This window comes from Collinsella sp. CLA-ER-H4, assembly GCF_040092395.1.
GTDB lineage: Bacteria > Actinomycetota > Coriobacteriia > Coriobacteriales > Coriobacteriaceae > Collinsella.
The window spans coordinates 61,571-75,916 of sequence record NZ_JBBNLQ010000003.1; the positions used below are offsets into that span (position 1 = coordinate 61,571).

The following is a 14,346-nucleotide window of genomic DNA, read 5'->3' on the forward strand; positions in this document are numbered from 1 at the left end:
GCCTATTTCGGCGAAAAATAGCTGTTTACCTGCCTAGAAACAATTTGAGCGGTATACAATAACCGTAACTGTTTCATCCTTAGCGGGATGCCGCATGATGGATATTACCTGCCATCGTGAGGTGTGTCGGTCGCGCACGGCGCGTTAGATGCTCGTGCTCGGTTTGAGGAGGCTGCTATGGCGGGCAAGGGTCGTGCGAGTGTCAACGATATGAAGCGTGTCGAGGTGCTGGTGTTGATGGAGATCGACCAGCAAACCGAAGACAATGGCGGGCCGTATGGTTTCTCGCGCAAAACGCTTGCCGAGCGCGTGGGGGTTTCGCCGTATCGTGTCCGCGCCGCAATCGATCGCTTGGATTCCGAAGGCATGATTGATGTCGTCTCGCGTTATAGCGACGACGGCGGTCAGCTTGCAAATGGCATTTGCCTCACCGAACGTGGCGAGTGGTATCTTGAGGGCGTCCGTACCGGCATGCTCGTTCAAGAAATGCTTGAGGACGAGGTTGCTGATCGATAGCAGCATGTAACCCTTGCCACAGCGACGCCGCCTGGGAAACCGGGCGGCGTTTTGTTTCAAGATTGAGAAATGCAATCGCACGCGAGAAAAATTGCGAACGGTCCGCGGCGCGAGTATTACAATGAAGACCCGTAAGATGTGGATAAACAACTTCTACGGGAAGCGCAGGTAACTCAATATGACCAAGCATGTGTTCGTAACCGGTGGCGTGGTTTCGTCCCTGGGCAAGGGTATCACCGCGGCCTCGCTGGGCCGTCTGCTCAAGTCGCGTGGCTACAAAGTAACGATGCAGAAGGCCGACCCGTATCTGAACGTCGACCCCGGTACCATGAGCCCCTTCCAGCATGGTGAGGTCTTCGTTACCGAGGATGGTTACGAGTCCGACCTGGACCTGGGTCATTACGAGCGCTTTATTGATGAGAACCTGACCCGCGATTCCAACTTTACGACCGGCGCCATCTATAAGAGCTTGATCGCCCGCGAGCGTCGCGGCGACTTTTTGGGCGGTACCGTGCAGGTGATTCCTCACGTCACCAATGCCATTAAGGACAAGTTCCGCCGCATCGAGGAGCAGACCGGCTCCGATGTAGTCATCACCGAGCTGGGCGGCACGATCGGCGACATCGAGTCGCAGCCGTTTGTCGAGGCCATCCGCCAGTACCGCAAGGAGGCCGGCCCCGAGAACGTCTGCTACATCCACGTGTCGCTCGTTCCCTATATCGCCGCCGCCCACGAGGTCAAGACCAAGCCCACGCAGCATTCCGTCAAGGAGCTCCGCAGCTTTGGCATCCAGCCCGATATCATCGTGCTGCGCTCCGACCACCATATCGATGACGCTATCCGCGGAAAGATCGCAAGCTTCTGCGACGTCGACACCGATTGCGTCTTTACCAACGAGGACTGCGCGAGCATTTACGATGTTCCGCAGCTGCTTGCCGAGCAGGACTTTGACCTGCGCATTTGCGAACGCCTGGGTCTGGATCCGCGTGAGCGCGACATGAGCGAGTGGAACGAGTTCCTGCGCAAACAGAATCACGCCAACCATCACGCCGACAAGGTGAAGATCGCCGTCGTGGGTAAGTACACGCAGCTGCCCGATGCGTACCTGTCGGTTATCGAGGCCCTGCACCATGCGGGCGTCTTCTACGATCGCCATGTGGACGTCCAGCTGGTCGACGGCGAGAGCCTCGACGAGCAGAATGTCTCCGAGGTTTTGGGCGACGCCTCGGGCATCCTGGTCCCCGGCGGCTTTGGCAAGCGCGCCCTGGAGGGCAAGATCCTCGCGGCCGAGTTTGCCCGTGAGCACAAGATTCCGTATCTGGGCATTTGCCTGGGTATGCAGGTGGCCGTGTGCGAGTTCGCCCGCAACGTCGTCGGCCTTGCCGGCGCCAGCTCCTCCGAGTTCGATCCGGACGGCCCGTTTAGCGTCATCGATCTGATGAGCTCGCAGGAGGACGTGACCGAGAAGGGCGGCACCATGCGCCTGGGCGCCTATCCGTGCAAGCTCGCCGCCGATACCCTTGCTCGCGAGGCATATGGCGAGGAGCTCGTCTACGAGCGTCACCGTCACCGCTTTGAGTTCAACAACGCCTTCCGTGACCAGCTCGAGGACGCCGGTTTGGTTATCTCGGGTCTGTCGCCTGACGAGCGCCTGGTCGAGATGGTCGAGCTGCCGCGCGATGTGCATCCGTGGTATGTGGCAACCCAGGCTCATCCCGAGTTCAAGAGCCGCCCGACCAACCCGCAGCCGCTGTTCCGCGAGTTCGTGCGCGCTTCGATCGGCCAGCACGAGGGTGTCGACCGTCTGCAGGTGACGCCCATGAACCTCGCTACGGACTAAGGGTGCCGGCGAATAAGGAACATACCGAAGCTACTCCCTCGTCGCTCGCCGTGGCGGCGGGGGAGTATCTCGATTACCTTGCGGTCGAGCGGGGTTTGGCGCGCAACACGATTGCGGCCTATCGTCGTGACCTGACGACGTACTGCGCCTATCTGGAGCGGGTGGGTATTGTGTCTTTTGAAGAGGTGACCCGTCAGGTCGTGGAGGGCTTTGTCGCCGACCGTCGCGATGGGGGCTATTCGGATGCCTCGGTGGAGCGTGCGCTTGCGGCCGTGAAGGGCCTGCATGCCTTTTTGGTGCGCGATGGGGCTGTGGCCCAAAATCCAACGGCGGCGTTGCGCCTGCCTAAAAAGGCTGAGCGTTTGCCGGAGTATCTATCGGTGGAGGATGTCTCGGCGCTGCTCGATCAAGACTTCCCCGAGGGCGAGATGGGCTTGCGCGACCATGCCATCTTGGAAGTGCTCTACGGATGCGGTTTGCGTGTGAGCGAGTTGGTGGGACTCGATGTGGGCGATATCCATATCGACGATGGCTTTGTGCTCGTTCGCGGTAAGGGCTCGAAGGAACGCCTGTCCCCGCTGGTGGGAAGCGCGGCGCGAGCTCTGACGCTTTATGTAACTGAGGGGCGTTCTCGCTTGGCGGCCCATGCCCGCGGAACCGAGACCTCGGCGGTCTTTTTAAATAAGAACGGCCGCCGTCTGTCGCGCCAGGGCATCCATGCCATCTGTGAGCGCTACGGGCGCCAGGTGGGACTGGTGGGGCTCCATCCCCATACGCTGCGTCACTCCTTTGCCACCCATATGCTTGCGGGCGGCGCAGACCTCCGTGTGCTACAGGAGATCTTGGGACATGCCGATATATCGACCACGCAGGTCTACACGCATGTCGATCGTACGCAACTGACCGAGGTCTATTTGGCGGCGCACCCGCTGGCACATTGTTAACACATCGCTGACCTGCATATTTATAGGTATTTGGGGACGGGCTCCAGATTGCCGCGGCGTGCTTTTGCGCGCGCATGGGCAATCTGGGGCCCGTCCCATTTTTCGCCACTTGGCGTCGCGGTGGTGGGCCGCACGGGCCTTGGGTGGGGGAGTTTGGGGGCGATGTGAACGGCGTGTAAAGGGACGTAAAAATCGCCTCAAGGTCAACTTGAAGGTTGAGGTTCGCGGGCGTGGTTCTACAGGTGGCATCACGCCTTTGCTGCAAACACAACATATTGTGTTCTCGAACATATGCTCGGGGGTGTTTTACAACATATTGAGGGTGGAGTGGTGGGGCGGGGTGGGGGAAGGGGTGGGGAAAGGTGTTGAAAAATGGGGCGGTTCCCCATATTATTGATGACGTCGACAGGCGGGGCGGTTCCCCGCGTACGTGCCATCTGAGTAACCGAGGGGAGGGCGCACATGGGAATGACGGGTGCATACGAGCGCAATCTCGATGCAAAAGGTCGTCTGTCCCTGCCTGCACCCCTTCGCGAGGAGCTTGGAGAGCACGTTCGCGTGTTCAAAGCCCTGGATGTCGATGCTCTGTACGTGTTCTCTGCCGAGGCCTTCGATAAGTGGGTCGAAGGACTCTTCGCGGGTCGTGAGGGCCACGAGGGTTTTAACCCGCGTGACATCAACGACCAGAAGCTCATGAGGGCGATCAACAAGCGCACCACGTCGATGGACGTGGACAGCGCCGGTCGTATCGGTCTTTCCGAGTCTCTCCGCAAGCAGGCGAACCTCGACCGCGAGGTCACGGTTGTGGGCAACTACGACCACCTTGAGGTTTGGGATCGCGCCGCGGCCGATGAGGACGATGACGATGAGGCCCTGCTGGACCTCTTCTTCTCGTAAGGGCAAGGCACGGGTAACGGATGGAGCGTGGGATCTTGACACAAGAATATCGGCATGAACCTGTCATGCTCGGCGAAGTGCTTGAGTCGCTGCGGCTAAAGAGCGGCTCCGTTGTCTGCGATTGCACCCTTGGCGGTGCCGGCCATTCGGTAAAGATGGCCGCGCAGGTGGGGGAGACGGGCCTTTTGCTCGGCGTCGATCAGGACGACATGGCCCTCGAGGCCGCTGGTGCCCGTCTGGACCGCGAGGTTCCCGGCGTTCCGCACCAGCTGCTGAAGGGCAACTTCGGCGACTTGGACGAGCTGCTTTGCTCGGCCGAGGTGCCCGGGGTCGATGGCTTCCTGTTCGATTTGGGCGTTTCGTCACCGCAACTCGATATCCCTGGCAGGGGCTTTTCGTATAACGAGGACGCCCCATTGGACATGCGGATGGATCCGGGTAATAACACCTTAAACGCAGCTGAGGTCATCAACACCTATAACGAACACGACCTCGCCCGGATTCTACGCGTCTACGGAGAAGAGAAGTTCGCCTCGCAGATTGCGCGCGAGATCGTGCGCCGCCGCGAGCAAGAACCGATCGAAACCACCGGCCAATTTGTCGAGATCATCAAGGCGGGTATCCCGGCTGCCGCTCGTCGGCATGGCGGACACCCGGCCAAGAAAAGTTTCCAGGCCATTCGCATCGAGGTCAATCACGAGCTCGATGTGCTCGAACGAGGGCTTGATGCCGCCACCAGGTGGCTCAACCCGGGCGGACGTATCTGCGTCATCTCGTATCACTCGCTCGAGGACCGTATCGTAAAGAACCACTTTAAGGAGATGAGCCAGGGGTGCACGTGTCCGCCGGAGATTCCGGTGTGCGTGTGCGGCAACGTGCCGATACTCAAGGTCATCACCCGCAAACCCTTGGTTGCCCAGCCTGATGAGGTTGAGCGCAACCCTCGGGCGAGATCAGCCAAAATCCGCGTGGCGCAGCGTCTGTAGGCGCGACCGCGCGATATTGGACCTCCCGCTCGCACCATAAACGAAGCTTAAACACACTACCAACGTACTCGGGATGGGAGGCGGCATATCATGGGCTACAACACTTCAAGCGCAGCACTCGCCTATGATATGAACGCCATGCCCGCCTATCGTGAGACGCCGCAGGCCCCCGTTGCTCCCCGTGAGCAGCGCACGCCGCGCTTTGATGTCTACACGGGCGCGGGCCGTCAGGCAAACCAGGCGGTAAGCCCGGTTTTCATGAGCGTTCTTAAAACGTTTTGCATCATTGCGGCTATCTTCATGACGATCGGCGTCGCCCGCGTGGCACTCGCCGGCGTTACGGCCCAGGTGCTCAACAGCAACGCCGAGCTTACCAACACGCTCGAAAAGGCGACCGATGAGAGCTCCGACCTGGAGGTCATGCATTCGGTCTATGGCGCCGACACGCGCATTCGCGACCTTGCGGGCGCTTATGGCATGGTGGAGCCCAGCGAGAGCGTTACACTTGACTTTTCGCAGGATGCAGCCGCGGGCGCCAACGCGACCGCGACCGCTCAGTAGCAAGACGGTAGCTGAGTATGACAAATGACTATCGCCGCGGTTCCGATGGGGGCCGCGGTTCTGGACGTCCCTCGTCGCGGGGACGTTCTGGTTATCAAGGAACGGGTCGGCAATCTTACAACGCCGGGCAGTCCCGTGGCAACGACCCGGCGTCGCGACTTCGCGGCTCGGACGGCCCTCAAATGCATAACACCAGGTCGCGCAAGAGTTCGTCGACCGAATGGCTCACAGGCACGCCTCTGCCTCGCCGCAAAGCCATCATGGGCTTCATCGGGCTTGGTTTGGGCTTGGGCGTCTTTCGCCTTGCCGACTATCAAATTGTCGAAGCCGATAAACTGCGCGAGCGTGCCGATGCGCGCCGCCTGCTTGCACAGACCCTCTATGCCAAACGCGGCACCATCTACGACCGCAACGGTAACGTGCTGGCGTCGTCGGTCGAATGTCGCAACATCGCCGTGAACCCGCAGCTTGTCGAGGATGTTGACAAGACGGTGTCGGCGCTGGTCAAGGCAACTGGAATCGATAAAAAGACCTGCCGCAAGCTCGTCGAGTCCGATGGCACCTGGGTGTATATCAAGCGCCAGGTGGACGAAGACGATGCTGCGGCGCTGGAGAAGAAGAACCTGCCCGGCGTGCTTTTTGAGCAGGCCATGAAGCGCGTATATCCATACGGCAATCTGGCATCGCAGGTGCTGGGTGTAGTGAATGTAGACAACGACGGCTTGACGGGTCTCGAAAAGCAATACAACAAGCTTCTGACCGGCACGAATGGTACCCTCGTGCGCGAGCGCGCGAGGGACGGCAGCTATATCGCGGGCGGTGCCTATAAAAAGGTGGCTGCGGTCGACGGCGTTGACATCGTGACGACGCTCGACGTCAATATGCAGCGAGCGGCTGAGGATGCTTTGGCGGAGGCTGTCGAGAAGACAAAGGCCAAGAACGGCTCGGCTTTGGTCACCGACCCCACGACTGGTGAAATTCTCGCCGCCTGCTCGTACCCGACCTACGACCAGACCGATCTGGAAAACGCCAAGACCGAGGATATGAACTTGCGCCTGGTCACCGACGCCTACGAGCCCGGCTCGGTCTTTAAGACGCTCGTGGCGGGCGCCGGCTTCGACTTGGGCGTCGTGCGATCGAGTACGTCGTTTGAGGTGCCGGCGAGCATCAAGGTGGGTGACGATACCGTCACCGATGCCGACAAGCGCGACTATGCCATGACCATGGATGTGCGCGAGATGATGCGCCGTTCGTCCAACGTGGGCTTTGTCCTGGTGGGGCGCAAGATCGGTGCGGATGACTTTGCCGCCTATGTGGACAAGTGGGGCATAGGTCACAGCTCCGGTGTCGATTTTCCGGGCGAGAGCCTGGGCATCGTCAAGGAGCGTGACCAGTATGACGGCGCCACGCTGGGTTCGATGAGCTTTGGACAGGCGCTGTCCGTCTCGCCGATTGAGATCGCACGTGCCGTGGGCGGCATCGCCAACGGCGGCGTGATGATGACCCCGCACTTCTATAAGTCCAGCAAGGGCGACGAGAAGGACTGGGGCGAAGGCGAGCGCGCGATTTCGGAGGACGCCGCATCCCAGGTGACATCGTGCATGCAGACGGTCGTGTCCGAGGGAACGGGCGTTGGCGGCGCGGTTGACGGCTATGACGTGGCGGGTAAGACCGGTACGGCCGAACGAGCCGACGAGAACGGCGGCTACCTCAAGGAGAACTACATGTCGTCCTTTATGGGCTTTGCACCGGCACAATCGCCCAAGGTGCTGTGCTATATCACGCTCGACGGAACGCCGAGCGGCTCAGATGCCGCTGCGGTGCCGTTCCAGTCCATTATGGCCAACGCGCTCGACGTGCTGGGTATCCCGCACACGAAGTAGGGGGTTACAATCTTTGGGGCGTGGTTTGTTGTCCCATATGAGGGGTGTTCACATGCCCTGCACCACGCATGCGCGGCGCTGGGATACAATACGCCGATAGCATTATTAGGTTTACAGGGGAGCTGCAATGATAGAGATCGCCGTCAACAACCTCGCGGCCGCAACAGGGGCCCGAACCGTGACGGGAGAAGCCGATCAGGTATGCCGCGGGTGCGTTATCGACTCGCGCCAGGTCGAGGAAGGGACGATTTTTGTCGCCTTTCCCGGTGAAAACGTCGACGGCAATGATTTTGCTTCCCGTGCCGTCCAGTCGGGTGCCGGCGCCGTCGTGATGATGCGTGAGCCCGAGGCCGAGCTGGTCTCGCTGGCGCAGGACAAGGGCTGTGCCATCTTGCTGACCGATGATCCCGAGGAGTTTCTGCTGCGTTTGGCGCACACGTACCGTCTGGAGCTTGGCTGCCTGGTCGTTGGTATTACCGGTTCCATCGGCAAGACGACGACCAAGGACGTGCTCGCCGCTGTGCTCGCCAAGCGCTATCGTGTCTGGGCCACCAAGGGCAATTTCAATAACCTGATCGGCATGCCACTCACGGTGCTTTCCGCTCCGGCCGATACCGAGGTCCTGGTGCTCGAGATGGGCATGAACCATTTCCACGAGATCGAGCGCCTGTCCCAGTCCGCCAATCCCAACCTTGCCATCGTGAGCAAGATTGGTACCTCTCATATCGGCATTTTGGGTAGCCGCGAGAACATCGCCCGCGCTAAGGCCGAGATTGTCCAGGGTATGTGCGCCGCTGGCGACTTCTTGCCGCTGCTGGTTTTGGGCGGCGAGGACGACTTTACGCCGTTCATTCGCGATACGTTCGCCCAGCCTGCTGGTATCGACGTGATGCTGGCCGGCGTCTCGGACGATGATGAGGTCCGTGCCCGCGACGTTCGAGTTGATGACGAGGGCCGTCCGGTCTTTACGCTCGATTTTGGTCAGGGCGAGACAATCGATACCATGCTTGCCATCCCCGGCGTGCAGTCCGTCCCAAATGCCGTTAAGGCCGCCGCGGTTGCCTATCGCCTGGGCGTGACGCCCGAGCAGATCGATGCTGCCTTTAGGGGCCTCACGATCACCGGTCACCGCCAAGAGATCAAGCGCGCCAAGAGCGGTGCCCGCGTCATCGACGATTCCTATAACGCCAGTGCCGAATCCATGGCTGCTGGCCTCGATCTGCTGTGCTCGCTTTCGTGCACGGGGTCTCGCATGGCGATCCTGGGCGAGATGGGCGAGATGGGCGATGAGGCTCCTCGCATGCATGAGCTCGTGGGCGCCTATGCCGCCGCCAAGAAGCTCGACATGCTGGCGTGCGTGGGTGGTGAGCTGGCCCAGCTTATGGCCGATGCCGCGCGCATGATGGGCATGGACGAGGACCGCATCCAGGTGTTCTCCGATTATCAGCAGGTGCTCGACCGCATGGGCGGCGCGCTTGAAAAACATGATGTTGTACTGGTCAAGGGTTCCCGTTTTGTTGAGCTCGACCGCTTTGTGGAAGGTGTGTGCTAGCCCATGTTCGGCAATCCCTCGTATCCAACGTATCAGGCTTTTTTGGGGCTTGGCATCGCCGCTGCCATTGCGCTGCTGCTCATGCCGTGGTGGATCAAGCTGCTCAAGGTCGAGGGTATCGGCCAGCAGGTTCGTGCCGACGGCCCCAAGCGTCATTTGGTTAAGCAGGGAACGCCCACCATGGGTGGCGTTGTCATCCTCGTCGCGATCTCGCTGACCTGCCTGCTGATGGGCAAGCTCACCACCGAGCTCGTGCTCGTGCTGCTCGCCACGCTGGCGACCGGCGTGCTGGGCCTGATCGACGACCTGACCTCCGTTACGCACGGGCGCTCGCTCGGTCTGACGCCTCATGCCAAGATGATCGGCCTAACCATTATCTGTGTCACCTTTACGGTACTTGCCGTCAACTGGTGCGGCGTCGCCCCCGAGATTCGTTTTCCCGGCGGCCTGACGATTGACCTCGGTGTTCTTTCGACCACCATCTGCGGCCTTTCGTTCCCGTGGCTCTACATTGTCTTTTGCTGGCTGATGATCGCCGGTCTTTCTAATGCCGTGAACCTGACCGATGGCCTTGACGGTCTTGCTGGCGGCACCTCCATGATCGCCATGCTCGCCATGGCTGCCATGGCGTTTTTGCACGGAGACGTGAACCTGTCCATCTTCTGCACCGCGTGTGCCGGTGCCTGCTTGGGCTTTCTGTGGTTCAACTGCTATCCGGCGAGCATCTTTATGGGCGATACCGGCTCGCTTGCCCTGGGCGCCGCGTTTGCCTGCACGTCCATCATGACCAACACCGAGGTCGTCTCCCTCATCATCGGCGGCCTGTTTATCGTTGAGACCCTGTCGGTCATGATTCAGGTTGTCTACTTCCACTTTACGCACAAGCGCGTCTTCCTTATGGCGCCCATCCATCATCATTTCGAAAAGAAGGGCTGGGCCGAGACCAAGGTCGTCATCCGTTTTTGGATTATCGCTGCGGCCTTTGGTGCCGTTGGCCTTGCTTTGTTCTTCCAGTTGGGATAGTGGTCTTTCATGCCTCTTGCTGATGTCTTTAGCCTGCTCGTTTTGGGTCAGGGCAAATCCGGTCTCGATGTCGCCCGCTGGGCGCTGGCACATCCCGAGCGCGTAAGCGCCGTTACCGTGTATGGCGGCGGCACCTCTGAGCCCAATGACGCCACGCGTGCGCTCGAGGCTGCTGGTGCGTCGTTTGTCTATGGGGCCGAACAGGTCGAGGGCGCCTATGACGTGTGCGTGACATGCCCGGGTATTTCGGAGTTCTCGTCCTTCTTTAAGGCGGGGCGTGAGCATGCCGCTCAGATTATGGGCGAGCCCGAGTTTGCCTATCGCTTGTCTCCCCAAAATTGGATTGCCATCACGGGCACCAACGGCAAGACAACTACCACGTCGCTGACTGATTATCTGCTCAAGGCCGCCGGTGAAGCCAGCGTGGCCGTCGGCAATATCGGTGAGCCGCCGGTGAACGAGATCGACGGCCGCGCACATAATGAGTGGTTTGTGGCCGAGCTGTCGAGTTATCAGATTGCTACGACCGCCGAGCTTCATCCTCGCGTGGCGGTGCTGCTCAACATCACGCCCGACCACCTGGGCTGGCACAAGAGCCACAAGAACTATGCGCTTGCCAAGATCAAGTTGTTCGAGAATATGGTCGACGACGACCTCGTGGTTATCGACGTTGAGGATGCCGGCATCCATGAGTTCGATGAGTACATCTACATGCCGGGCCGCCGCATCTGCAAGGTCGCTTTTGACGAGCCCGAGGGTGCAGACGCCGCCTTTGTGCGCGACGGCAAGTTGGTCGTCCGCCTGAAGGGCGTCGAGACTCAGCTTGTCGCCACTTCCGAGCTCAAGATCTCGGGCCATCACAATGTCATCAATGCCCTATGTGCTGCCACGGCTGCTTTGGCCGTCGGTGCCGATCCCGAGGGCATTTGCCGTGGTTTGGCATCGTTCCAGCCGCTGGAGCACCGCGTTGAGCCCTGTGGCGAGATCGATGGCGTGCGCTACGTCAACGATTCCAAGGCAACGAACACCGATGCAGTCGAAAAGGCCCTGACGGCGTTTCCCGACGACGATGTGATTTTGCTGCTCGGCGGCCACGATAAGGGTACGCCGCTTGCGGACTTTGCCCGCGTCGTTATGGACAACGTGCGCTCGGTCGTTTGCTTTGGCGATGCGCGCGAGCGCTTTACCGCCGCTATGGACGAGGCCGATGTCGATGGTGACGTGGATATCGCCCAGGCGGATGACCTGCGCGATGCCGTGGACGTCGCCCGTTCGCTGTCGAGCCGTGGCGACGTGATCTTACTTTCTCCTGCCTGCTCTTCGTTCGATGAGTTCTCGGGCTATGAGGAGCGCGGCCGCGTGTTTAAGGACTATGTGGCCCAGCTTGCCGCTGCGGCGAAATCGCAAATGGAATAGGGGTTGCCGGTGAGAGAGGAGAGCCCCCGACAAGGTATGAGGAGGCCCGACTCGGACCGTGCTTCCTCGCGGCGCAGCACACCGCGTTCCGGTCGCGGCGGGCAGACGTTTAGCGAACGCTATATTGCCGGCGTTCCCGCCCGTATCATGCGCCCCCGTTTGATATTCATGGCCTGCCTGTTTACCTTGGTGTGCTTTGGCCTGCTGATGGTGTACTCGGCGTCTTCGGTCGAGGCGCTGCACGAGAATGGCTCGGCGACGTTTTTTCTGTTTCGACAAGCCGCGTTTGCCGGAGTTGGCGTGCTGGCTATGGTTGCCATCGTGCGCATCTTGCCGGACAGTTGGTTTGGGGAAGACGTGCTCAGGATCTTCCTCATAGGCATGATAGGGCTACTGTTTCTGGTGTTCTTGGTGGGCAGCGGCAGCCGTGGCGCCACGCGCTGGCTCAACATCGCCGGCATTCAGTTCCAGCCTTCCGAGTTTTTAAAGCCATTTGCCATTGCGTATTCGGCCATCATGCTCGATCGCTTCTTTTCGCCCGGTGGCAACATCAACGAATTCCTTCGCAAGATGGGCATCTACCTGGGCATTTCGCTCTTTCTGATCTTTATCCAGCCCGATTTCGGTACTGTCCTGATCATCCTGTTGACCCTCATGTGCATGGCGTTGTTTGCGGGTCTCGACCCCAGATTTATCATCGGCGTGCTAATCTTCGGCATTCTCGTGATCGTGATTGCGCTTGTCGCAGAGCCGTACCGTATGGTGCGTATTCAGGTTGCCTTGAACCCTTGGGCCGACGAGTATGGTGACGGCTATCAGGCCACGCTTGCCATCATGGCCTTTGCCTCGGGCGGTCTGTTCGGCCGTGGCATCGGCAACTCAACCATGAAGTACTCGTATCTGCCCGAGGCGCACAATGACTACATCCTGGCTATCATTGGCGAGGAAGTCGGCTTTGTCGGAACCGTGCTGTTCTTCTTGGTGTTTGCGATGCTGATCTACTCGGCGTTTCGCATTGCCGAGCAGGCGACCGATCGTCGGGGCGCGCTCATGGCGTCTGGCTCCGCGGTCATTCTCGCAGTGCAGTTTTTGATTAACGCGCTGGGCATCCTCAACGTGTTTCCCATGACGGGCAAACCGTTGCCGTTTATTAGCTACGGCGGTTCGTCGATTATTGTGTCGCTTATGCTTGCCGGGTTGATTCTGCGCGTTTCGTACGAGAGCGCCCGCCGCGATGAGTATGACCGCCGCCGTGAGAGCTTTGCCGTTATGGACGAGAGCACCGCCGGCGTAGCCCATGTGCGCGGTGAACGACCTTCGCGTAGCGGCTTTACCGTTCTGGATGGTTCTGCATCCGAGCCGGCAGCTCGTCCACGCCCGCGAATGGCTCCGCAAGGTCGTCCGCAGCGCCCCAGCCCTCGCAACGCGGGCGGCGGATATAATCGAATCGATTTGAACTCGGACCCGTCGGCGCGTCTGCGTACCGACGACCAGGGACCGCGTGTACGAAGGGACTACCATGACCGATAAAATGACCGTTGCTATTGCAGCCGGCGGCACGGCAGGACACATCAACCCCGCGCTCGCCTTGGCCGAAGAGCTGCGTGACCGTGGCCACCACGTTGTGTTCGTGGGCCAGTCGCGCAAGCTCGAGGGTCGTCTGGTCCCCGAGGCTGGGTTTGATTTTGTGCCCATTACGGTCACGGGCTTCGACCGCTCCCGTCCTTGGACGGCGCTGACCTCGCTGTGGCGTGTCAACAAGGCCAAACGTGCGCTCGCCAGTCATTTCTCAAAGGTCGGCAAGCCCGATGCTGCCGTCGGTTTTGGTGCCTATGTCGAGGTTCCGCTGCTGGGGTGGTGCAAGGGCGCAGGCGTTCCGTATCTGCTGCATGAGCAGAACTCTGTTCCGGGCCTGGCCAACAAGATGATGAACTCCCACGCCGCCCGCGTGTGCATCTCGGTGCCGGCAGCGCGTTCGGTCTTTGAGCGCGAAGGTGACCCTGACCACGTGCTCATGACCGGCAACCCCGTACGTCGCTCGGTAATCGAAGGCGATCGCGCTCGCGGCCGCAAGGCACTTGGCGTTCCCGAGGACGCTACGCTGCTGCTCGTCTTTGGCGGTTCACTTGGCGCCCAGCACCTCAACGAGCGCGTGGTTTCGCTCAAAAACGAGCTGCTTTCGCGCAAGAACCTCTATGTGTTGCATTCGACGGGTGCCGACGGCTTTGAGGAGACCGAGCGCGCTTTGGCGCTGACGCCCGAGGAGGCGAAGCGTTACCGCGTCCAGCCTTACATCGACAACATGGGCGATATGTTGGCTGCTGCCGATTTGGTGCTCTCGCGTTCGGGCGCATCGAGCGTGGCCGAGATCGCTGCGCTCGCCGTGCCCTCGGTGCTCGTGCCGTATCCGCATGCGACGGCCGACCACCAAACCACCAATGCCCGGTATCTGGTCGACGCCGGGGCCGGCGTGCTCTGCGCCGATGCCGATATCGACGGTTCTGCCTTTGCCGATGAACTGCTGCACCTGGTCGATGACGCGGCGGCGCGCGACGCCATGCGTCAGGCGGCGCGTGGTCTGGCTCAGGATAGGGCCGCCGCTCTTCTGGCGGATGCGGTAGAGGGTTTGCGTTAGTTAGACGGGATATCGTCGGTCGCCCTCGCGCTGATGCGGTAGGTGCGGTACAGTTAACGGGTTACAGGCAGTGTTTACGCAAGGAGTACACGA

12 protein-coding genes are annotated in these 14,346 nt (G+C 60.4%); all 12 read left to right on the forward strand.

All coding sequences use genetic code 11. The features are described 5' to 3' along the window. Positions 1–177 precede the first annotated feature (177 nt). The 12 genes from AAAX34_RS03660 (at position 178) to murG (ending at position 14,253) form a co-directional block, all read left to right on the forward strand. Positions 178–516 carry a hypothetical protein gene (locus tag AAAX34_RS03660; RefSeq protein ID WP_161115922.1) on the forward strand — a complete coding sequence of 113 codons (339 nt, stop codon included), beginning with the start codon at positions 178–180 and terminating at the stop codon, positions 514–516. Positions 517–694: 178 nt separating this feature from the next. After that, a complete protein-coding gene (locus AAAX34_RS03665; RefSeq protein WP_055286060.1) occupies positions 695–2,356 on the forward strand; it encodes a CTP synthase in 1,662 nt (553 codons plus the stop codon). Between the two features lie 2 nt (positions 2,357–2,358). Next, on the forward strand, positions 2,359–3,300 hold the full coding sequence (gene xerD / locus AAAX34_RS03670) for a site-specific tyrosine recombinase XerD (protein ID WP_349110003.1): 942 nt from the start codon (positions 2,359–2,361) through the stop codon (positions 3,298–3,300). A gap of 462 nt (positions 3,301–3,762) precedes the next feature. Continuing rightward, positions 3,763–4,197: a division/cell wall cluster transcriptional repressor MraZ gene (locus AAAX34_RS03675; protein ID WP_006234269.1), complete on the forward strand. Its 435-nt coding sequence runs from the start codon at positions 3,763–3,765 to the stop codon at positions 4,195–4,197. 20 nt (positions 4,198–4,217) lie between these two features. Beyond that, complete coding sequence (gene rsmH / locus AAAX34_RS03680; protein WP_006234266.1) at positions 4,218–5,183, forward strand: 16S rRNA (cytosine(1402)-N(4))-methyltransferase RsmH; 966 nt, start codon at positions 4,218–4,220, stop codon at positions 5,181–5,183. Between the two features lie 90 nt (positions 5,184–5,273). Beyond that, on the forward strand, positions 5,274–5,744 hold the full coding sequence (locus AAAX34_RS03685) for a hypothetical protein (RefSeq protein ID WP_022094483.1): 471 nt from the start codon (positions 5,274–5,276) through the stop codon (positions 5,742–5,744). Between the two features lie 182 nt (positions 5,745–5,926). Beyond that, positions 5,927–7,627, forward strand: coding sequence for a penicillin-binding protein 2 (locus tag AAAX34_RS03690; protein ID WP_230318723.1), 1,701 nt, complete (start codon positions 5,927–5,929; stop codon positions 7,625–7,627). Positions 7,628–7,754: 127 nt separating this feature from the next. Next, entirely contained in the window at positions 7,755–9,179 is a 1,425-nt protein-coding gene (gene murF / locus AAAX34_RS03695; RefSeq protein WP_161115921.1) for a UDP-N-acetylmuramoyl-tripeptide--D-alanyl-D-alanine ligase, read from the forward strand. Positions 9,180–9,182: 3 nt separating this feature from the next. Continuing rightward, positions 9,183–10,202 carry a phospho-N-acetylmuramoyl-pentapeptide-transferase gene (gene mraY, locus AAAX34_RS03700; RefSeq protein WP_006234262.1) on the forward strand — a complete coding sequence of 340 codons (1,020 nt, stop codon included), beginning with the start codon at positions 9,183–9,185 and terminating at the stop codon, positions 10,200–10,202. A 9-nt stretch (positions 10,203–10,211) separates the two neighbouring features. Beyond that, positions 10,212–11,618 carry a UDP-N-acetylmuramoyl-L-alanine--D-glutamate ligase gene (gene murD / locus AAAX34_RS03705; protein WP_161115920.1) on the forward strand — a complete coding sequence of 469 codons (1,407 nt, stop codon included), beginning with the start codon at positions 10,212–10,214 and terminating at the stop codon, positions 11,616–11,618. A 36-nt stretch (positions 11,619–11,654) separates the two neighbouring features. After that, positions 11,655–13,148, forward strand: a complete 1,494-nt coding sequence (ftsW, locus tag AAAX34_RS03710) for a putative lipid II flippase FtsW (protein WP_349110004.1) — start codon at positions 11,655–11,657, stop codon at positions 13,146–13,148. Next, a complete protein-coding gene (murG, locus tag AAAX34_RS03715) occupies positions 13,138–14,253 on the forward strand; it encodes an undecaprenyldiphospho-muramoylpentapeptide beta-N-acetylglucosaminyltransferase (RefSeq protein WP_117770001.1) in 1,116 nt (371 codons plus the stop codon). Before ftsW ends, murG begins: the two co-directional genes overlap by 11 nt. Positions 14,254–14,346: the final 93 nt, after the last annotated feature.